The sequence below is a fragment of the Sagittula marina genome, from assembly GCF_014196795.1.
Taxonomy (GTDB): Bacteria; Pseudomonadota; Alphaproteobacteria; order Rhodobacterales; family Rhodobacteraceae; genus Sagittula; species Sagittula marina.
In genome coordinates, this window is the sequence record NZ_JACIEJ010000014.1 from 49,112 (window position 1) to 67,486 (window position 18,375).

An 18,375-nucleotide genomic window follows, 5' to 3' on the forward strand; every position below is an offset into this window, starting at 1 on the left:
ATTTGGAGCCGCGTTGGGGGAAACAACAGTTAAGGGACAGAGCCTGTGGCGACACGTATCACCAAGGCCCTCAGCGCAATTGCGCTGACAGCTCTCGCATGTCTGACGGCGGCCGCACCGGCCGTTGCAGCTGGGGCCGAGCATAACGAAGCATTTATTTCAACTCAGAACACCCGCACAGTTCGCGGTGAGCAGTATATTCCCGGCATTTGGGTCGATCCCGATGGCTGCGAACACTGGGTTATGGACGACGGCGTCGAAGGCTACATGAGCCCGCACGTCGATCGCAAGGGTATCCCGCAGTGCCACCGTTCCAACACTTGCGGCGTGATGAACACTGACCAGTTCTTTGCCACTGACAGCTACAAGATCTCACCCGCCGGCAAGGCGCGGATCGCGGACTTCTTCCGCTCCTCGCCTGCTGTTGGCTATGTGATTGCCGGTCACACAGACAGTCGCGCCAGCGATGAGTACAACATCAAGCTTTCCTATAACCGTGCCTTGGCTGTGGCGAAAATCGCGCGCAGTGTCGGCGCGAACATCACCGATGTGCGCGGTTATGGCGAACGTATGCCCGTGGCGTCGAACGCTTCCACCACTGGCATGGCGAAGAACCGCCGTGTCGAAATCATCTGCTTTCAGTAAAAGGTCCGAGACATGAAAATTGCAAAACTCGCCCTGATGCTGACCGCTGGCGCACTGCTCGCCGGCTGTGAGCTGGCAGACGGTGTCGGCGCCTACGGTCCGGACAAATCCATCGACCGCGGCATCGACAGTGATGATCTGTCCAGCATGCGCGCTGGTATCTGGGTTGATCCGAACGGCTGTGACCACTGGATCATCGACGACGGCGTCGAAGGCTACCTGTCTGCCCGTCTCGACAAGTACGGCAAGCCGGTCTGCTCGGGGATAGCCCCGCCGACCACTGCCGTCGGTAATTTCAAGCAGGGTTCGACAAGCATCATCGGCGACCCCCTCTGATCTTAACCGGATCGCGACATCGTGACAGCCGTCCCACCCGGGGCGGCTGTCTCTTTTTGGGCAGATGTGTTTCAGAGCGATGACAAATGCAGCGGGCCCCTTGCGTTGGACAAGGCAACGCGGCACCATATCTGGAGTAGGGAGCGACGGCCCCTCCGGTCTTCGCAACACTCGCGCAGGAGAGCGTATTGAGCACTGGCCTTTTGACCGAAGCCATCCTTGAATTTCCCGACAACCGATTGTTGATCGATCTTTGTGGCGAATTCGATCGCAACCTTACCGACATCGAAGCGCGCACCGGGGTGCAGATCCTGCGCCGTGGCAACCAGCTTGCGGTGCACGGCCCCGAAGATGCGGTGAGCGGCGCCCGTGAGGTGCTTGAAGCGCTGTATGACCGATTGGAAAACGGTCGTGCAGTGGAACGTGGCGACATCGATCGGGAGTTCCGTCTGCAAGACCATGAAGCGCCCGACGAGCAGCTTGAAATGTTCACCGGCGGCAAGGTCGAGATCAAGACCCGGAAGAAGCTGATCGAGCCACGCACGGACGCGCAGAAGGCCTATGTCAGGTCGCTGTTCGAGAATGAGATGGCGTTCGGGATCGGGCCAGCAGGCACCGGCAAAACCTATCTTGCCGTTGCCGTTGGTGTGAACATGCTGATCACCGGCGCGGTGGACAAAATCATTCTGTGTCGTCCGGCGGTCGAGGCGGGCGAACGGCTTGGCTTTCTGCCTGGCACGCAGGAGGAAAAGGTCGATCCCTATATGCAGCCGCTTCTGGATGCTCTGAACGACTTCCTGCCTGGCAAGCAACAAGCGAAAATGCGCGAAGAAAAGACCATCGAGATCGCGCCGCTGGCCTTCATGCGCGGTCGGACCTTGTCGAATGCGTTCGTGGTTCTGGATGAGGCACAGAACGCCACGACCATGCAGATGAAGATGTTCCTGACGAGGTTGGGCGAAGGGTCGCGCATGGTCATCACCGGCGACCGCACACAGACCGACCTGCCGCGTGGCGTGCCGTCCGGCCTTGCCGATGCGGAACGTCTGTTGTCCCATGTGCCGGGAATATCGTTCAATTACTTCACGGCAAAGGATGTTGTCCGTCACCCGCTGGTCGCCGCGATCATCGAAGCCTACGAGGGCGACACGCAGGCGTAATATAGGACACTGAAACTGCAATGCGCCTCTGCCTGCCGGGTGGGGGCGCAAGTCGTTTCAATAGGGATGATTCGGTTTCCCGACAGCATTGTTGCCGTGCCGGCGATGGTTGGTTGGAAACGGTCGAATTGTCCTCATTTTGCTTAGATGTTCCACGTCTGGCTGACGTTATTATCAGTCTTGGTAAATTTGCTGTACCATCCTTGCGTGTAGGGGCTCAATTTCAGAGCCTCATCGGAGGATCTGCTCATGCCGGAATTGTCTAGGGGAGGCGCGGTCTCCATCGTCGCCCATCAGGACGACGACATCTTGTTCATGAACCCGGACATTGACGCGAGCCTCTCAGCGGGGGAGGCGAACACCACCATCTTTGTGACCGCAGGTGACGCGGGGCTTGGGCCGGCGTATTGGGGCGGACGGGAAGAGGGTGCAAAGGCCGCCTATTCTGTGATGACTGGCGTGGATACATGGGTGGACGAGGCGATTCAGCTCGACATCAACGGCCGCAGCATAGAGGTCGTGAGCAGCCATCCCGAAGGCCTCTCTGATGTGCGTCTCTACTTTCTGCGGTTGCCGGATGGCGGGGGTTCATTGACGCCTGACCAGGAGCAGCAGCTCGCCCGCCTTGAAGAAGGAACGCTGGACACTGTGACCGCCGTCGACGGGAGCGTCACATACACCCGCTCCGATTTGGTGGAGACGCTGACTGCGCTCCTCGACCTGCATGCTCCAACGCAGGTGCGGCTGCAAATCGCCGATGGCGACAATGCTGCGGGCGAGCATACCGACCACGTCAACGTCACCGAATTCGCGGAGGAAGCCTTGGCGGGCTATGACGCTGACAGTTTCACCGTGACGCAGTACGTGCAGTACGCCTCAAAGGATATGCCGGCCAATCTGTCTGAGGCTGAAGCCGACCGGGCGCTCGCTATCATGGAGGCTTATGCCGAGCACGACCCGGGAGTTTGGGAAAGCGACGGAACGCTGTCGCAGGTCTATCTCGACTGGACCGGTCGGCAATATGTGGACCGTGTGACCGAGGTCGATCCTGACACCCCATGGACCCTGGCAGATCCGGTTATCGAGGCGCCGGACGAACCAGCCGATCCGGCGGAGGGCGGGGGAGGCTATGAAGTGGCCGGACCCGATGGGTTCCTGTTCAATATCGGCAGTACCGGAGCGATTACGCCAAAGGACTGGTTCGTGCCCTCGCAGAGCGACGCGTGGGACCAAAATAGCGATTATATCTACGAGGTGACGCGGGTCTTCGTGGCAGATGACGGCACGCGTACGGAAGAAACGCTGCTCTTTGAGACCGTGGCGGAGGGCCAGTTGGCGCCTGTTGCGGACGATCCGGCTGATCCCGACTCGATTCCCCCTGTCCCTGTGGAACCGGAGCCGGGAGAGCCTGACCCCGTGGACCCTACGATGCCCCTTGGCAACGTGGTGTACAGCCTTGATGGCGAGGACAGTTTCCTGTTTACCATCGACGCCAACAGCGGAGAGATTGCGCCTGAAGCGTGGTTCACACCTTCACTTGACGATGCCTGGGACCACGATGAGGATCACGTCTACCAAGTGACCCGCATCGCAACCGATGAGAACGGAACGACTGTAACGGAGGATCTGTCCTTTGAAACAACAGCGGAAGGTCTGGTGAGTCTGACGAGCGACGCGCCTGCCGACCCGATTTTCAATCCAACCCCTACGGAGCCGCAACCAGATCCTGACCCGGACCCAGCGCCAGATAGCGGAATAGATTTCTTCAGTCTTGCGGGTGAAGATTCACAATTGTTCACCATCGACAGGGCCACCGGAGAGGTGGATACACAAGACTGGTTCACGCCCACACGCGACGACGCATGGGACCGCGACGAGGATCATTTCTATGAGATCACCCGCGTCACCCACTTCGAAACGGGCGAGGAGGCCGAAGAACCGCTGACCTTCGAGACCCTCGCTGACGACAGTTTTGTCCAGGTGCCAAGTGAAGGTGGCGCGGCGCTTATGGCGTTGTTGTCATTGCCGGGCGACGGCGACTTGCCGCCGGACCAAATCGAAGCAGAGATGGAAGTCATGGACCCGATTGAGTGAAGCAGGTAGCACGGGCGCTGCTACAGTCCGGAGACCGACATGCTGACAGAAACCCTCTGCGAAGACGACCGCTGGCAGGCCGCGGGCCTTGACCGTCTGGCAGAGCGTGCCGCGTTGGCGACGCTGCGGCATCTGGGATTCGATCCCGAGGCGTTCGAGATCGCGGTTCTGGGGTGCGATGACACACGGATCGCGGTGTTGAACGCAGATTTTCGGGACAAGCCCCGCGCGACCAATGTTCTGTCTTGGCCATCAGAGGATTTGGCAGCGGACGAGGCGGGTGAAGCGCCATTCGCGCCCGAGCCGGATTTGGAAGGCGAGCCGCATCATCTGGGCGATCTGGCGCTTGCATATGACACCTGCGCGCGGGAAGCCGCCGAACAGCACAAGCCTGAGAGCGACCACGTGACGCATTTATTGGTTCACGGGGTTTTACATCTTCTGGGGTATGACCATATCCGTGATGCAGATGCCACGCTAATGGAAGGGTTTGAGGTCGAGATACTTGGCAATCTCGGTCTGAAAGACCCATATAGGGAGATCGATGGGCCACATGGCTCGTGACTGGTATGGATTGATGGGCGACAACGACGATTCGTCTAATGCGGCGCGTAGCGCGCTAATAGATGTAAACGGCCACGACGATGGCCAACTGACAGAGCAAGGCGGCTTCTTGAGCCGAATCTTCGGGCGTTCGCCGCGCGAAGACGAAGATGAGGACGGCGAGCTCATGTCACGAAGCGAAGCAGGTGCACCTGTGCAGACTCATGGCATGGTGAACCTCCGCCGGATGCGGGTTGAGGATGTGTCCATCCCCAAGGCAGACATCGTCGCGGTTCCTGATACAATCACGAAGGACGATCTGGTGCAGGTTTTCCGCGAAAGCGGCATGACCCGGTTGCCTGTCTATGAAAACACGCTCGACACACCCGTGGGCATGGCTCACCTGAAGGATTTTGCCTTGGCCTATGGCTTCAACGGCGAGAGCGATGATTTCAACCTTCGCGAAATGCTACGGCCTTTGTTGTATGTGCCGCCGTCCATGCCGATCGGCGTTCTGCTGACGAAAATGCAGACGGAGCGTAGGCATATGGCGCTGGTGATCGACGAATACGGTGGCACTGATGGCTTGGTGACGATTGAGGATCTGATTGAGCAAGTCATCGGCGAGATCGAGGACGAGCACGACACCGACGATGATCAGACATGGGTGAAGGAACGTCCCGGCTGCTGGCTGGCGCTGGCCAAGACCCCGTTGGAGGAATTCGAGGCCGAGCTGGGCTTTGATCTGACCCAGCACGAGGATATCGACGAGGAAGAGATCGACACGCTGGGCGGTCTTATTTTCATGCTGGCGGGCCGTGTGCCTGCGCGCGGAGAGATGGTGCGCCATCCTGCCGGTGTCGAACTGGAGGTGGTGGACGCCGATCCTCGTCGGATCAAGCGGCTACGCGTCCGCCTGCCGGGGACCACACGCGCTGCCGCGCGCGCTGGGGCGGAGGCCTCTCAAACCCCTGTTCCGCAAGAGCCGCAACCCTCCGCACAGCTGACAGAGCCGCAGTCGAGCGGCAGCCCCGCAGGTCGCGACTAACCCTATGCCAGAGCCGCGCCTCTTTGCGCTGCCGCGCTGGGCGCGCTTGCCCTTGGCGCTCGGCGCAGGCGTTGCCATGGGCAGCGCCGCCGCCCCTTGGGACATGTGGTATCTCGCTTTCGTCGGGCTGGTCGGGGCGTTCTGGCTGTTTCAGGTCGCGCCCCGCGGCGTTCAGGCGGCGGGCACCGGCTGGATGGTAGGTCTTGGATATTTCGGCTTTTCCATGGGCTGGATCGTCGAGCCCTTTATGGTCGACGCAGCAGAGACAGGCTGGATGGCGCCCTTTGGTCTTTTCGGCTTGGCAGGTGGACTGGCGCTGTTCTGGGCGCTGGCGTTCTGGGGGGCAGCGCAGGTTCCGCGCCGTGGAGTAGCGGCATTGGTGTTGGCATGGACCGCTGCGGAATTGGCGCGCGGCTATGTTCTGACAGGCTTCCCGTGGGGGCTCGTGGGCTACATGTGGCTTCCCGTGTCGCCCGTTCAGTGGGTGTCGGTCGTCGGTCCATATGGCTTGACATTCTTCACCTTCAGCGCTGCGGCGCTGCTGGGGGTTGCCATTCCGTGCCGGGTCATCGGAGCGCCGCGCGCTTTGCCAGCGATCCTTGGGGCGACTGTGCTGCTGGTGCTTTTTGGGGGCGGTGCAGCGCTGACACCACCTCTGCAGGATTTGGATGGGCGGCCCATCGTGCGGCTGCTCCAACCGAACGCACCGCAGCATCTGAAATGGCGGCGCGACATGGTGCCGGTGTATTACCAGCGCCAGATGGATTTCACAGCTGCGCGTCCAGAAGGCGCACCCGCGCCCGATCTTATCGTCTGGCCGGAAACCGCATTGCCCATGCTGTTGCATCAGGCGGGAGATGCGCTTGGCACGCTGAGCCAATTGGCGGGCGACGCGCAAGTGGTTGTGGGCCTTCAGCGTGAGGACGAGGGGCGCTGGTACAATACGCTTGCGCTGATGGGGCCGGGTGGGCAACTCAAACACGTTTACGACAAGCATCACTTGGTGCCGTTCGGAGAGTACATGCCTGCCAAGGCGCTGTTTTCCCGCCTCAATATCGCCGGTTTGGCAGCGCGGGCCGAAGGCGGATACACATCCGGCAGTGGCCCGGAACTGTTGGACCTTGGCGCCTTGGGGCGAGCCTTGCCATTGATCTGCTACGAGGCGGTCTTCCCCCAAGATGTGCGAGACGCACCTGCGCGGCCCGAGATGTTGCTGCAAATTACCAATGATGCGTGGTTCGGGGATTACTCCGGCCCCTACCAGCACCTTGCACAGGCGCGCATCCGTGCCATTGAGCAGGGGCTGCCAATGCTCCGTGCCGCCAACACCGGCGTATCAGCGGTGATCGACGGGGCCGGACGCATTCTAGAGGAACTTCCCTTAAATGAGGCGGGGTATCTCGATGCGCGGTTGCCTCCACCTATGCGAGTGACGGCATACAGCAGGCACGGTGATTTGCCCGTTCTTGTAATGCTTTTCCTCCTCACCGGTCTTCTTCTGCGTGCGTTGCGACGAGAGCGAGCGGAGAAATCCGTTGACCGAGACAGTTCCCGAGCGTAGGCCAATCGAAGGCCGGTTCCCGGTCCAACAATCTCCGTCACAACGGCTTCCTGGCGTGACGGTAAACACCAATGGAGCACCCCCATGTCCCGACAGAACTACGTTTTCACCTCCGAGTCCGTCTCGGAAGGGCATCCTGACAAGGTGTGTGACCGCATTTCCGATGCTGTGCTCGACGCCTTGCTGGCTGAGGATCCGCTGGCGCGTGTCGCCTGCGAAACCTTTGCCACCACGAACCGCGTGGTCATCGGCGGCGAGGTCGGCCTGACGGATCAGGCAAAACTGGCCGAATACATGGGCAAGATCGACGAGATCGCTCGTGCCTGCATCAAGGACATCGGCTACGAGCAGGAGAAGTTTCACCACGCGACGGTGGAAGTCACCAACCTGTTGCACGAACAGTCTGCGCATATCGCGCAGGGTGTCACGGGCGAGCAGGGTGACGAAGGCGCTGGGGATCAGGGCATCATGTTCGGCTACGCCACGAACGAAACCGACGCCATGATGCCCGCACCGATCCAGTTCAGCCATGCGATCCTGAAGCGCCTGGCGGAGGTGCGCAAGAACGGGACGGAACCGACACTTGGTCCCGATGCGAAATCTCAGCTGACCGTGCAATACAATGGGGGGAAGCCCGTGGGCGTGACCTCCATCGTTTTGTCGACGCAGCATCTGGACGAGAGCATGACAAGCGCCGATGTGCGTGCTGTTGTCGAGCCTTACATCCTCGAAGTTCTGCCAGAGGGCTGGGTGAACGCGGACACGATCTGGCATGTGAATCCCACGGGCAAATTCGTCATCGGCGGACCTGACGGGGACGCGGGTCTGACCGGTCGCAAGATCATCGTTGATACCTACGGTGGCGCAGCCCCGCACGGCGGCGGTGCATTTTCCGGCAAGGATCCGACCAAAGTGGACCGCTCAGCAGCCTATGTTTCGCGCTACCTTGCCAAGAACATCGTCGCGGCTGGCATGGCAGAGCGCGCAACGGTACAGCTGTCCTACGCAATCGGCGTGGCCAAGCCCTTGTCGATCTACGTCGACACCCACGGCACGGGCGAGGTGGACGCCGCCGCGATCGAGAGGGCGATCCCCAAAGTCATCGACCTTACGCCGCGCGGCATTCGTACGCATCTTGACATGAATAAGCCAATCTACGCACGCACGGCGGCCTACGGCCATTTTGGGCGCGCGCCGGAAGCAGACGGCGGGTTCTCTTGGGAGCGTACCGATCTGGCAGAGGCGCTCAAGAAGGCGATCTGACTCTTTTGAAAACCCAAAAGCGAAGGGCGCTCCGGGACAGGGGCGCCTTTTCTTTGTGGGGGTGGCGCTAGCTTAGTGGATCAAGGACAGACGCAAGGGAGATGCACCATGATCCGCCGTTTTACGACACCGACGCTCGCCGCCATCCTGCTGAGCGCAGGCACAGCGCAGGCAGAGATCTTTGCCGATTACCATCAGTACACCGTAGGCGACAAAACCTTTGAGGGGTACGTGGCCACCAACACCGTGATTGAGCCGAAGGGGACGGTGTTGATCGTCCATGATTGGGACGGCATGACGGAGTACGAGGAGCGGCGCGCTGAAATGCTGGCGGAGTTGGGCTACACGGCCTTCGCCATTGATGTCTATGGAGCAGACGAAGATCCGCAAAGCACTGAGGAAAACCGGGCGCTGTCCGGCGCGCTTTACGAGGATCGGGAGACGTTCCGCGAAAGGCTGATGGGCTCCATCGCAGAGGCCGGGAATATTCCCGGTGCGACCGGTGGCATGGTCATGACCGGCTACTGTTTTGGCGGCGCGGCGGTTTTGGAAGCTGCGCGCGCTGGCGCGGACCTTGACGGTTTTGTCAGTTTCCACGGCGGGTTGGGCACCCCGGAAGGGCAGGATTACAGCCAGACCTCCGCCCCGGTAATGCTGTTCCACGGCTCTGCTGACCCTGTGTCGGGCATGGGTGAGCTGGCCGCGCTGCTTGACCAGTTGCAGGCGGCTGGGGTCGCGCATGGGGCAGAAGTTTTTGGCGGGGCGCGGCACAGCTTTACCGTATTTGGGTCAAACGACTATGATCTGGACGCCGACCAGGGGGCTTGGCAGGGTTTGCACGTGTTTTTGCAAGCGAACCTTTGATTGGATCTTTGTTTTCCTCGGCCTGTTTCGGCCGGGGACAATCTTGGCAGCCGATTGGAAGACCAATCCGCTGAATTTTGCCGGCGGCGCTTCCGGGATGTGACCGGTCGATACAGCCGCTGGCGTGTCTAAACAGGCTTAGGCCTGACCTCGTGATCTTTGCGTATCAAATCACTCCAGCGATCGAACGTATCCTCGCCGCAGGCGGTAGGGGCGACAGCAATGGGGAGGTCTCCCCGAACGCACCTGATCGCACCCTGAGGGATTGCCCCGAAAAGCCTTGCGCGCTAAAGCCGCGCCCATGACCACGTCGAACAAGCACCCCGATGCCCCCTGGCGCAATTTTTATGGCCGGATCAGAGGCAAGACCATGAAAGCCTCGCAGGAGACTTACCTGCAGGAGGACCTTGATGCGCTATCGCCGGGCGCGGTGGACTGGGACGTGAATCCGGACCGGTTTCCGCTGGACATTGATGCGCTGACCGAGGGCAAACCGCTGTGGCTGGAAATAGGCTTTGGCGGCGGGGAGCACCTTGTACATCAGGCCGTGACGTACCCCGGAGCCCATATCATCGGCTGCGAGCCCTATATGAATGGTGTCGCCATGCTGCTGGGCAAGATCCGGCAGTCAGAAGCCACGAACCTGAATGTACACCCGGGCGATGTGCGCAATCTCTTCGACGTGCTGTCCACTGCCTGCGTTGACAAAGCGTTTCTGCTGTATCCTGACCCGTGGCCAAAGAAGCGCCACCATCGTCGACGGTTTGTAACGCAAGAACATCTTGAGCCGCTGGCGCGGGTGCTGAAACCCGGTGCCGAGTTCCGGGTTGCCACCGATATACCTGACTACGTCCGTCAAACGCTGATCGAGGTGCCAAAGGCAGGTTTCGAGTGGCGCGCCGAATGTCCTGAGGACTGGCGGAACCCTTGGTCCGACTGGATATCGACGCGCTACGAGCAGAAGGCGCTTCGCGAAGACCGCACTCCGCATTATCTGACCTTCCGTCGTCTCTGAGCCATACGCGGCACCCGTCGCCATTCCGGAATGGTTCGCAGCAGCACCGCATGACTGACAGGCGGGGGCTGTTGCGTTTTGTCAGGTGACGGCGCAACCGCAGGCCAATCGCCCAAAGGCTCATGGGCAGTAGAAAAACTGGATCATCAGCGCGGGCAGATTAAATTGTCCCATCAGCGATGCCATGACGGCGCCAGCCGCGAGGACGTTCAGCAGGTAGTAGCGCTGCGCATCTGAGCTGTGCCATCCAAGCGACAGCAGCGTGTAATTAGAGACATATATCAATGCACCGATGAGCCGGATGGCCGTATAAACATCGGTCGTCTGAAGGGCGTCGAGCATAAGCCTCCCCTTGTACGAACGGTTGAAAGTGAAATTGAAAATCGGACGTTAGAAATTTGCCCGGTTGGATGATGATGCCTTCGCGTGCAGCGCAGCTTCATATCTGACGTAACTCAGGAATTCTGGACGGCCTTAGGAGGCATGGACGCCAGCCCATGCGCGCGCTATCAGGCAGAAATGCTTTGACAGGAGGCCCGCATGTCCGCCCATGGTGACCCGATTCCGATGACCTCTCACCGCGCTGGTCCGCTGAACGGCGAGGCACATGTGCCCGGCGACAAGTCGATTTCGCACCGGTCGCTGATCCTTGGCGCGATGACGATCGGCGAAACCAAGGTGACTGGCCTTCTCGAAGGTCAAGATGTGCTCGACACCGCCAAGGCGATGCAGGCCTTTGGCGCGCAGATCGAAAAAACGGGCGACACGTGGCATGTGCATGGCGTGGGTGTCGGCGGCTTCCTTGAGCCGGAGAACGTGATCGACTGCGGCAACTCCGGTACCGGTGTGCGGTTGATAATGGGTGCGATGGCGACGTCTCCGATCACGGCAACGTTTACCGGCGACGCTTCGCTGAACAAGCGTCCCATGGCACGCGTCACCGATCCGCTGGCGTTGTTCGGGGCTGTGGCGCATGGCCGCTCCGGCGGGCGTCTGCCCATGACCATCGTGGGGGCGCGTGATCCGTTGCCTGTTACATATACGACCCCGGTGCCGTCAGCGCAGGTGAAATCCGCTGTGCTTCTGGCCGGGCTGAACGCACCGGGTGAAACCGTGGTGATCGAACGCGAAGCCACCCGCGACCATTCCGAGCGTATGCTGGCGGGCTTTGGCGCGACGATCACCAGCGAGGACAGCCCCGAAGGCCGGGTCATCACGTTGCAGGGCCGCCCTGAGTTCACGCCGCAAACGATCATTGTGCCTCGTGACCCGTCTTCGGCAGCTTTCCCGGTCTGCGCGGCGCTGATTGTCGAAGGGTCAGACGTTCTGGTTCCAAACATCGGCCTGAATCCGACACGTGCCGGGCTGTTCTTTACACTGCAGGACATGGGCGCCGACCTGACCTTTGAAAATATGCGCGAGGAGGGGGGCGAACCTGTCGCTGACCTGCGGGCAAAGTTTTCTCCTGATCTCAAGGGGATCGAAGTCCCCGCAGAACGCGCGGCCAGCATGATCGACGAATATCCGATCCTGTCGGTGGTCGCGGCCTTCGCCGAAGGCAAAACCCACATGCCAGGCGTGAAAGAGCTGCGCGTCAAGGAATCCGACCGCATTGATGCCATGGCGCGCGGCCTGCGCGGCGCAGGCCTGCAGGTGGACGAGGGCGAAGATTGGTGGACGGTGCACGGCCTTGGCCATGGGAATGTTCCGGGTGGCTACACTGCACAGACTTTTCTTGACCATCGCATCGCCATGGCATTTCTGATCCTTGGCATGAGTTCGAATAAGCCAATGTCGGTGGATGACGGCCAGCCCATCGCCACGTCCTTCCCGATTTTCGAAGGGCTGATGGGCGATCTCGGTGCACGCATCGAAAGAACATGATCCTGCGCCGCAAACCCCGCCTCTGCGCCGGATTGGTCGCTTTGGCAGTGTTTGCGGCGATGTCTGTCCTGTTGCATTGCAAGATCGCGACGCTGACAGACGTGCATTTCCTCCCGCAGGTGTCGTGGGGCTACGACGAAGCTGCGCTGACCCAATTTGGCAGGGTACTGAGTGAAGCCGGACGAGGCGGCCTTTACCGGAACATTTTGCGACTTGATCTGGTGTTCATGGGGTTGTGGGGGTTTTGGGTTGTGCGTGGGTTCCCCGCGCAGCGCACGCTTGGGTTAGCCGTTGCGGGGGCGGTCCTGGCCTTCGATCTGGCCGAGAACGTGCTCCTGCAAGAGGCGCTGGATTGGGCCATGGGCCGCAGCTTGCCGTCCGACATGGCGGCTTACCCGCAGCTTCTCGGCGGTGTGTCAATTTCTGTGATCACTCAAATCAAAATCGTGCTGTACACGTTGGTGACGGGTGCATTGCTCGTGAGGGATTTTCGCCAATGGCGACGCTGAGACTTCCCCTTTCGCACAGGCATTGCTAATCAGCACACCCGAGACGGAGGACGACATGAGCTTTGCAGTTGCTATTGACGGACCAGCAGCGAGCGGCAAGGGCACCATCGCCCGCGCTGTAGCGGCGCACTTCGGCTTTCTCCATCTGGACACGGGACTGCTGTACCGTGCTGTCGGGCGGCAGATGCTCGATGGCGTCGCAGCACTGAAAGCGGCCGAGATGTTGACACCTGACCGTCTGGATGATCCGTCTTTGCGGCATGCCGACGTTGCGCAAGCCGCGTCAAAGGCTGCGGCAATTCCTGAGGTGCGCGCGGCGTTGGTGGATTTTCAACGTGCCTTCGCACGTCGCGATGGCGGTGCCGTTCTGGACGGGCGCGATATTGGCACCGTGATTTGTCCCGACGCCGAGGCAAAGCTTTTTGTGATTGCAGCGCCGGAAATTCGGGCCCACCGCCGCTGCGCAGAGCTGCGCGCCAGCGGGTTCGATGTGACCGAGGCTGAGGTGCTGGACGATTTGCGGGCCCGCGACGAACGGGACATGAATCGCGCCGATGCGCCGTTAAAGCCCGCGGAGGATGCGCTTATGCTCGACACGACCGAAATGAGCATTAACGATGCGGTCGCGAAAGCGGTGGCCGTCATCGAAAAATTGCGCGGCGCCTGACGCGTCTTTGCTTCGAAAATACCTCCAGGTCCGGGGCAGGGCCCCAGCAGCGGCGTTCAGCGCCGCCGCAGCGTATCGCCAAGCGTCAACTTGGGCGTCAATTCCACCACCTTTTCCAATTCGGCGTTCGGATTTTCGACCCGTGCCGCAATGATCTCAGCCGCTTTGGTGCCGATCTCGGTGCGGCAAGCATCCATGGTGGCCAATTGTTTGGGCAGGCCGTCCAACAGTTCAACGCCGTTAAAGCCCGCGAGCCCTACCTGGCCTGGCACATCGATCCCGGCATCAAGACAGTGCAAAAGGCCACCTGCGGCGATCATGTCGTTTGAATAATATAGAAAATCCAGCTCAGGATCGCGTTCCAGCATCGCCTTCGTTATCTCTCGACCTTTTGCCAAGGCAGATCCGCCGGAATAGAATTCGTGTTCGGCAATCTCGACGCCATCCTTTGCAAGCGCTTCGGTGAAGCCTTCGAACCGCTTTCTCGCGCGGTGGTCCAGTGGCATCTTCGTGCCCATGAAGCCGATTCTCTGATAGCCTTGTTTGAGGATCGCCCGCGCCATTTCGCGTCCAGCGCGACGGTGCGATATGCCGACAGCACTGTCGATGGGCGTACCGTCGGTGTCCATGATTTCCACCACTGGAATACCGCTGGCCTTGAGCATGGCGCGCGAGGCATCCGTATGCTCCAACCCGGCAACGATCACGCCAGACGGCCGCCACGATAGCATCTCGTAAAGGACACGTTCTTCCTTCTCCGGCAGATAGTCCGTTACGCCGACCACTGGCTGCAACTCCGTCTCTTCCAAAACGCGCGAGATGCCAGACATGACTTCGGGGAATACCATGTTGCGCAGCGAGGGGATGATCACGGCCACCAGGTTAACCCGTTGAGACGCAAGTGCTCCGGCGATCTTGTTTGGCACGTAACCAAGCGCCTTTGCGGCCTCCAAGACCTTCTCGCGTGTGGCTTGGCTGACATCTCCACGGTTGCGCAGCACACGGCTGACGGTCATCTCTGAAACGCCCGAAGCCTCGGATACGTCGCGCAGGGTGAGCGGGCGGTGATCGTCTGATGTCACGTTGGAGGCGTCCTTTTGTTTATTTGAAATCACGATACGCCGGGCCGCGCGATTAGTGCAAGTCACACGCGTGCCAGCGACAATTCACTGCGTTCATGCCAAGATAGGCTTTGTGATAAGCGTTTCGTTAATTTGAATTTTCGAATGGCGAATCCGATGACAGGCGCGGTAAACTTGGGTCCGTCGGTCGTTGTAGATGCTCCTCCGCTCAGCTGAATAGTGCGGCCTGCTTCTATCAAGGATGTCAACGCCAAATCCGGCCTTGATTTTCTGAGCACTCTCCGACTACGGGTGAACATGAAGCGTTCATGCGAACAGTGATAACTGGCCCCGTGGCTCAACTGGATAGAGCAGCCCCCTCCTAAGGGGCAGGTTGCAGGTTCGAATCCTGCCGGGGTCGCCACTGAACATCATTTTTCCTTTCCTTTTAGGGGCTTGGTGTCGGAATTGGCGAACCAATCGGGAAGGTTCGCCAGATTTTGTTCTCCATTCGGACGTGCGAGCAGCTTCTCGAAAGCTGAATCAGCCAATCCTTCGCGTTCTGCCGCAGCCGTGTAGTGCTGCACAAGCGCCAGCGTCTTGTGACCGGTCACCGACGCGATCTGGTTCGTGGTCGCTCCCGCCTCTGCGAGTCGCCGCGCACAGGCCTTCCGCAGGCCGTGAGAGGAGCAGGCGGGCAAATCCGCCTCCCGGGTCCAGCGCTGCATGAGATTGCCTAGGCCGGCCGCTGTACGGGCCGTACCGCGCCGCGTGGAGATGTAGGGGCGGTCGGACGGCAGTTTGGCCAGAACCGCTGCCAGGTCCGGATGCACGGGAATCGAGATCAGACGCCCGTTGCTTTTCTTCGTCTTCTGGCGACGGTACTGAAACCGCCCCTCCTTGATGTTCCAAGGTCCAAGCTGCACAGCATCCACGCGGGCCGCCCCTGTGTAGACCATCAGCGTCATCACCCTGTGCGCCTCGGTGCCCTCAGGATGTGTCTGGATGAATTTCGCGATCTCCGCCTCGGTCCAGGTGTGGAAGCCCTCCGTGGCGACCTTGTAGGGCTTCGTGGCGCGGGCCGGGTTGCCGGTCCGCCATTCCAGCGTGATCGCGTAGTCCAGAAGCTGGATAAGCCTCTTGCGCAGGCTGTTGGCCGCTGCAGGCGTGTCCGCCTTGGCAGCCAGAAGGTCCTGCACATGACGGAGCTGCATCAGGTGAACGGGCTTGTCGCCGTGCTGCTGGCGAAAGCTCTCGACCACACCGCGGTAAACGCGCTGCGTCGATGCTTCGAGCGCCAGGAAGTCCTGCGACCGGTACCATTTCGAGACGAGCAGCCCGACACTGCCAGGTTTCGCGCGGCCCGCGCCAACGCCGCCACGCGTCCGGTGTCCCTCCAGCGCAGCTTCGTATCGCCGGATGAAATCCTCGGAGCCGTAGTCCGGTCCAAGCTCGGCCGAGAAGCCGCCCTTGCGGAAGCGCCAGCGGCGCTTGCCGTGGCGGTCGAAATACGAAGTCGCGCCGGGGTACTGGCGGCTGCGCTTCAGGCCTGATCCCATGGGTTCTCCTCCTCCTGCGTCTTCGGCGTGGCCGTGTAGATGACGACGGTGCCATCACGGCTGATCTCTGAACGCCCGATGGGGATCCCGGCATCCCGATACGCCTTCAGGTATCGGGTCAGCTCGGATTGCGTGATGCGTGCCTTCTCTGCCGCCATCTTCGCCTCCTCAGACTATCTGGTCAGCCTGGGGCCGGCCCGCCATCAGCAGTGCCTCGATCTGCTCCGGAGACAGGAGCATCAGGTTGCCGAGCTGGTAGTAGTTGCCGGTCTCACGCGCCTTCGTGCGGATGAGGCGCGGCGACACCCGCACACCGTGCTCGAGCAACTGCTTCGCCCAGTTCTCCGGGGTTTTCCCTTCCATCAAGAGTTCCGACATCGGCGCCTCCGGTTTCATACGCTGTCGGGCTGATGCTACCAGCCAAGTGCACGGCTTCACAGGCTTTCTTTTTTCGGGCATAATTGCCGGAACGATTGTTCCTATCCTGCGAGGCCGCGACAATGGCGTTCAAATTCACCCCGGTCGACCCGGACGAGTATGCCCGTGCTTTCGAGGAAGAGGAGGAAGCCAAAAGCCAGGAAGAGGCCCTGGCGGCCGCGCTCGCGGCGGAGCCCCACGCCAACCTCGAACGCTTCAGGAGGAAGCGCGGCTTCACCAAGACCGAGATGGCGGAGATGATGGATGTCACGCCGCGGAGCTACTACGCCTATGAAAGCGGGAAGCGATCGATCCCGACCGAGGCGCTCGTCCGCCTCAACATGTACACCGGGGTTGATCTGAACGAGATCCTGACCGGCCGCCCGTCAAGCGAAGGGTACGAGCGGGTCGTGTCCACGACGATCTGGATGCTTCGCGTTCTGATGACCGATTACAAAGGTATACCCCTATCGAGGCAAGAGAAAATCATCAGTGAAACGATCTGCTATGCGCAGGAGCACGGGTGCACGATCGATAAGCGTCTTGTTGACGAGGTGGTCGCGAGCGAGATGGTATATAAGTACCATTCGGAAAACATCCCCGCGCCGCCAGATCCACAAGCTTACAGCGACGATCAGCTCAAGCAATACAAGGAGGACCAAGCTACTTGGGAGGCTCGCATAGCAGCGGGTCTTGAGGGTCGCCGGCCGTCCGAGGAAAACTGAAACTCTCTTGTTGTGAAATTCGCCTTTGTCGGGGATTCAGACATTCCGCTCTTTAACCAAGATCTTGCGCGCACGCACTCCATCAGTGATAGTAAAGTTGAAAAATCGTTCAGTCGACACGCGAAGGCGGCGGGACCGGAAGACAGGGAAGTAGGTCCTGTGCCTAAAGACAGTGATGTGCTCAAGTCAGGTGTGGCGGCGGTGCCCTCCAGCAGCAAACAATTGCGACCACCACTCCGGTGGGCAGGTAGCAAGAAAAGACAAATTTCAAAGCTACTTCGACTAATTTCCGGCAAGCCGGAAAAGGTGATAGAGCCCTTTGCTGGGTCGGCATGCTTCACCCTTCAACTAAACGCCTCCAGGTCCACGATCTCGGACCTCAATACAGATCTTATTCACTTCTACAGGGCGCTAAAAGAAGATCCGGAAGATCTTCACGTCCGTTTCTCAGCTCTGGAAGTTTCTGAGAGTAATTACTATCAGGTACGGAGTAGGTTTAATAAAAACCCGTCCGGGGAAGATAAGTCAGCTCTCTTCCTTTATCTAAACAGGTACGGGTTTAACGGAATTTATCGAGTCAATAAGTCCGGCCTTTACAATGTGCCTTGGGGTGGAGAGAAATCGGGTGCACCTCCGAGCCTTGCGGATCTTATCGCAGTTTCGGAAAGGATGAAGACGATTTCCGTGTGTGATGGCGATTTTGAAGAAGTCGTGAGAAGGGAATTGGCCCCGGGGGCACTGGTTTACCTTGATCCGCCCTATGCACGAGACGAGGTGCGTGTATTTAGAGAGTATCATGCCAATAGCTTCTCCACTTCCGACTGGGAGAGGCTCGTCGCCCTAATCTACGACATTGACAGGATTGGTGCGTACTTTGTTCTAAGTTACGCTGGCGACTCTGAGCTTGTTGATGCCCTTAGGCGTTGGGAGGTTGGAAGGCTCGAGGTGACACGAAACGTCGGCGGCTTTGCATCTACCAGACGCAAGCACTCAGAGTTTATGGCATCAAACTACACGAGCTAAA

General features: G+C 59.9%; 20 protein-coding genes, 1 tRNA gene and 1 riboswitch. Of the genes, 16 read left to right on the plus strand and 5 right to left on the minus strand.

The annotated features are described in order from the left end of the window. The first annotated feature begins 45 nt into the window (after positions 1–45). The 10 genes from GGQ68_RS20940 (at position 46) to trmB (ending at position 10,529) form a co-directional block, all read left to right on the plus strand. Positions 46–645: an OmpA family protein gene (locus tag GGQ68_RS20940; protein WP_183969425.1), complete on the plus strand. Its 600-nt coding sequence runs from the start codon at positions 46–48 to the stop codon at positions 643–645. Between the two features lie 12 nt (positions 646–657). After that, positions 658–981, plus strand: a complete 324-nt coding sequence (locus GGQ68_RS20945) for a hypothetical protein (protein WP_183969427.1) — start codon at positions 658–660, stop codon at positions 979–981. 188 nt (positions 982–1,169) lie between these two features. Continuing rightward, entirely contained in the window at positions 1,170–2,141 is a 972-nt protein-coding gene (locus GGQ68_RS20950) for a PhoH family protein (RefSeq protein WP_183969429.1), read from the plus strand. Between the two features lie 249 nt (positions 2,142–2,390). Then, positions 2,391–4,235 carry a PIG-L family deacetylase gene (locus GGQ68_RS20955; RefSeq protein WP_183969431.1) on the plus strand — a complete coding sequence of 615 codons (1,845 nt, stop codon included), beginning with the start codon at positions 2,391–2,393 and terminating at the stop codon, positions 4,233–4,235. A gap of 39 nt (positions 4,236–4,274) precedes the next feature. Continuing rightward, positions 4,275–4,799: an rRNA maturation RNase YbeY gene (gene ybeY / locus GGQ68_RS20960; RefSeq protein WP_183969433.1), complete on the plus strand. Its 525-nt coding sequence runs from the start codon at positions 4,275–4,277 to the stop codon at positions 4,797–4,799. 13 nt (positions 4,800–4,812) lie between these two features. Beyond that, positions 4,813–5,826, plus strand: a complete 1,014-nt coding sequence (locus tag GGQ68_RS20965; protein WP_183969534.1) for a hemolysin family protein — start codon at positions 4,813–4,815, stop codon at positions 5,824–5,826. Between the two features lie 4 nt (positions 5,827–5,830). Further along, on the plus strand, positions 5,831–7,387 hold the full coding sequence (gene lnt, locus GGQ68_RS20970) for an apolipoprotein N-acyltransferase (RefSeq protein ID WP_183969435.1): 1,557 nt from the start codon (positions 5,831–5,833) through the stop codon (positions 7,385–7,387). Between the two features lie 31 nt (positions 7,388–7,418). Beyond that, positions 7,419–7,466: riboswitch (SAM-SAH riboswitch) on the plus strand. 5 nt (positions 7,467–7,471) lie between these two features. Further along, on the plus strand, positions 7,472–8,650 hold the full coding sequence (gene metK / locus GGQ68_RS20975; protein ID WP_183969436.1) for a methionine adenosyltransferase: 1,179 nt from the start codon (positions 7,472–7,474) through the stop codon (positions 8,648–8,650). A 108-nt stretch (positions 8,651–8,758) separates the two neighbouring features. Then, positions 8,759–9,514, plus strand: a complete 756-nt coding sequence (locus GGQ68_RS20980; RefSeq protein ID WP_183969437.1) for a dienelactone hydrolase family protein — start codon at positions 8,759–8,761, stop codon at positions 9,512–9,514. 301 nt (positions 9,515–9,815) lie between these two features. After that, a complete protein-coding gene (gene trmB / locus GGQ68_RS20985; protein WP_183969438.1) occupies positions 9,816–10,529 on the plus strand; it encodes a tRNA (guanine(46)-N(7))-methyltransferase TrmB in 714 nt (237 codons plus the stop codon). A gap of 120 nt (positions 10,530–10,649) precedes the next feature. On the opposite strand, the gene GGQ68_RS20990 is transcribed toward trmB, so the two are convergent. Then, positions 10,650–10,871: a CBU_0592 family membrane protein gene (locus GGQ68_RS20990; protein WP_183969439.1), complete on the minus strand. Its 222-nt coding sequence runs from the start codon at positions 10,869–10,871 to the stop codon at positions 10,650–10,652. Positions 10,872–11,069: 198 nt separating this feature from the next. Between GGQ68_RS20990 and aroA the strand changes: the two genes are divergently transcribed. From aroA to GGQ68_RS21005, 3 genes are read left to right on the plus strand one after another with little or no spacing between them, the layout of a single operon-like run. Then, positions 11,070–12,413, plus strand: a complete 1,344-nt coding sequence (gene aroA, locus GGQ68_RS20995; protein WP_183969440.1) for a 3-phosphoshikimate 1-carboxyvinyltransferase — start codon at positions 11,070–11,072, stop codon at positions 12,411–12,413. Next, positions 12,410–12,922: a hypothetical protein gene (locus GGQ68_RS21000; RefSeq protein ID WP_183969441.1), complete on the plus strand. Its 513-nt coding sequence runs from the start codon at positions 12,410–12,412 to the stop codon at positions 12,920–12,922. Before aroA ends, GGQ68_RS21000 begins: the two co-directional genes overlap by 4 nt. A 55-nt stretch (positions 12,923–12,977) precedes the next feature. Further along, complete coding sequence (locus tag GGQ68_RS21005) at positions 12,978–13,589, plus strand: (d)CMP kinase (protein ID WP_183969443.1); 612 nt, start codon at positions 12,978–12,980, stop codon at positions 13,587–13,589. Between the two features lie 56 nt (positions 13,590–13,645). Here the strand turns inward: GGQ68_RS21005 and GGQ68_RS21010 are convergent, their stop codons facing one another. After that, positions 13,646–14,671, minus strand: a complete 1,026-nt coding sequence (locus tag GGQ68_RS21010) for a substrate-binding domain-containing protein (protein ID WP_183969445.1) — start codon at positions 14,669–14,671, stop codon at positions 13,646–13,648. A gap of 326 nt (positions 14,672–14,997) precedes the next feature. Here GGQ68_RS21010 and GGQ68_RS21015 point away from each other — a divergent pair. Beyond that, positions 14,998–15,074, plus strand: a tRNA-Arg gene (locus GGQ68_RS21015). Between the two features lie 7 nt (positions 15,075–15,081). Here the strand turns inward: GGQ68_RS21015 and GGQ68_RS21020 are convergent. From GGQ68_RS21020 to GGQ68_RS21030, 3 genes are read right to left on the minus strand one after another with little or no spacing between them, the layout of a single operon-like run. Next, a complete protein-coding gene (locus GGQ68_RS21020) occupies positions 15,082–16,209 on the minus strand; it encodes a tyrosine-type recombinase/integrase (protein WP_183969447.1) in 1,128 nt (375 codons plus the stop codon). Then, positions 16,194–16,367 carry a hypothetical protein gene (locus GGQ68_RS21025; protein ID WP_183969449.1) on the minus strand — a complete coding sequence of 58 codons (174 nt, stop codon included), beginning with the start codon at positions 16,365–16,367 and terminating at the stop codon, positions 16,194–16,196. The genes GGQ68_RS21020 and GGQ68_RS21025 overlap by 16 nt, the downstream gene beginning before the upstream one ends. A gap of 10 nt (positions 16,368–16,377) precedes the next feature. Further along, positions 16,378–16,587: a hypothetical protein gene (locus tag GGQ68_RS21030; RefSeq protein WP_183969451.1), complete on the minus strand. Its 210-nt coding sequence runs from the start codon at positions 16,585–16,587 to the stop codon at positions 16,378–16,380. Positions 16,588–16,709: 122 nt separating this feature from the next. On the opposite strand from GGQ68_RS21030, the gene GGQ68_RS21035 reads away from it, so the two are divergent. After that, positions 16,710–17,351: a helix-turn-helix domain-containing protein gene (locus tag GGQ68_RS21035; RefSeq protein WP_183969453.1), complete on the plus strand. Its 642-nt coding sequence runs from the start codon at positions 16,710–16,712 to the stop codon at positions 17,349–17,351. Between the two features lie 159 nt (positions 17,352–17,510). After that, entirely contained in the window at positions 17,511–18,374 is an 864-nt protein-coding gene (locus GGQ68_RS21040; RefSeq protein WP_183969455.1) for a Dam family site-specific DNA-(adenine-N6)-methyltransferase, read from the plus strand. The last annotated feature ends 1 nt before the right edge of the window (position 18,375 follow it).

Excerpts from the sequence above, each read along its gene's own strand:
- GGQ68_RS20945 (WP_183969427.1), top strand. The coding sequence starts at position 658 with ATGAAAATTGCAAAACTCGCCCTGATGCTGACCGCTGGCGCACTGCTC.
- GGQ68_RS20955 (WP_183969431.1), top strand. The coding sequence starts at position 2,391 with ATGCCGGAATTGTCTAGGGGAGGCGCGGTCTCCATCGTCGCCCATCAG.
- ybeY (WP_183969433.1), top strand. The coding sequence starts at position 4,275 with ATGCTGACAGAAACCCTCTGCGAAGACGACCGCTGGCAGGCCGCGGGC.
- GGQ68_RS20965 (WP_183969534.1), top strand. The coding sequence starts at position 4,813 with ATGGGCGACAACGACGATTCGTCTAATGCGGCGCGTAGCGCGCTAATA.
- lnt (WP_183969435.1), top strand. The coding sequence starts at position 5,831 with ATGCCAGAGCCGCGCCTCTTTGCGCTGCCGCGCTGGGCGCGCTTGCCC.
- metK (WP_183969436.1), top strand. The coding sequence starts at position 7,472 with ATGTCCCGACAGAACTACGTTTTCACCTCCGAGTCCGTCTCGGAAGGG.
- GGQ68_RS20980 (WP_183969437.1), top strand. The coding sequence starts at position 8,759 with ATGATCCGCCGTTTTACGACACCGACGCTCGCCGCCATCCTGCTGAGC.
- trmB (WP_183969438.1), top strand. The coding sequence starts at position 9,816 with ATGACCACGTCGAACAAGCACCCCGATGCCCCCTGGCGCAATTTTTAT.
- GGQ68_RS20990 (WP_183969439.1), bottom strand. The coding sequence starts at position 10,871 with ATGCTCGACGCCCTTCAGACGACCGATGTTTATACGGCCATCCGGCTC.
- aroA (WP_183969440.1), top strand. The coding sequence starts at position 11,070 with ATGTCCGCCCATGGTGACCCGATTCCGATGACCTCTCACCGCGCTGGT.
- GGQ68_RS21000 (WP_183969441.1), top strand. The coding sequence starts at position 12,410 with ATGATCCTGCGCCGCAAACCCCGCCTCTGCGCCGGATTGGTCGCTTTG.
- GGQ68_RS21005 (WP_183969443.1), top strand. The coding sequence starts at position 12,978 with ATGAGCTTTGCAGTTGCTATTGACGGACCAGCAGCGAGCGGCAAGGGC.
- GGQ68_RS21020 (WP_183969447.1), bottom strand. The coding sequence starts at position 16,209 with ATGGGATCAGGCCTGAAGCGCAGCCGCCAGTACCCCGGCGCGACTTCG.
- GGQ68_RS21025 (WP_183969449.1), bottom strand. The coding sequence starts at position 16,367 with ATGGCGGCAGAGAAGGCACGCATCACGCAATCCGAGCTGACCCGATAC.
- GGQ68_RS21030 (WP_183969451.1), bottom strand. The coding sequence starts at position 16,587 with ATGTCGGAACTCTTGATGGAAGGGAAAACCCCGGAGAACTGGGCGAAG.
- GGQ68_RS21035 (WP_183969453.1), top strand. The coding sequence starts at position 16,710 with ATGGCGTTCAAATTCACCCCGGTCGACCCGGACGAGTATGCCCGTGCT.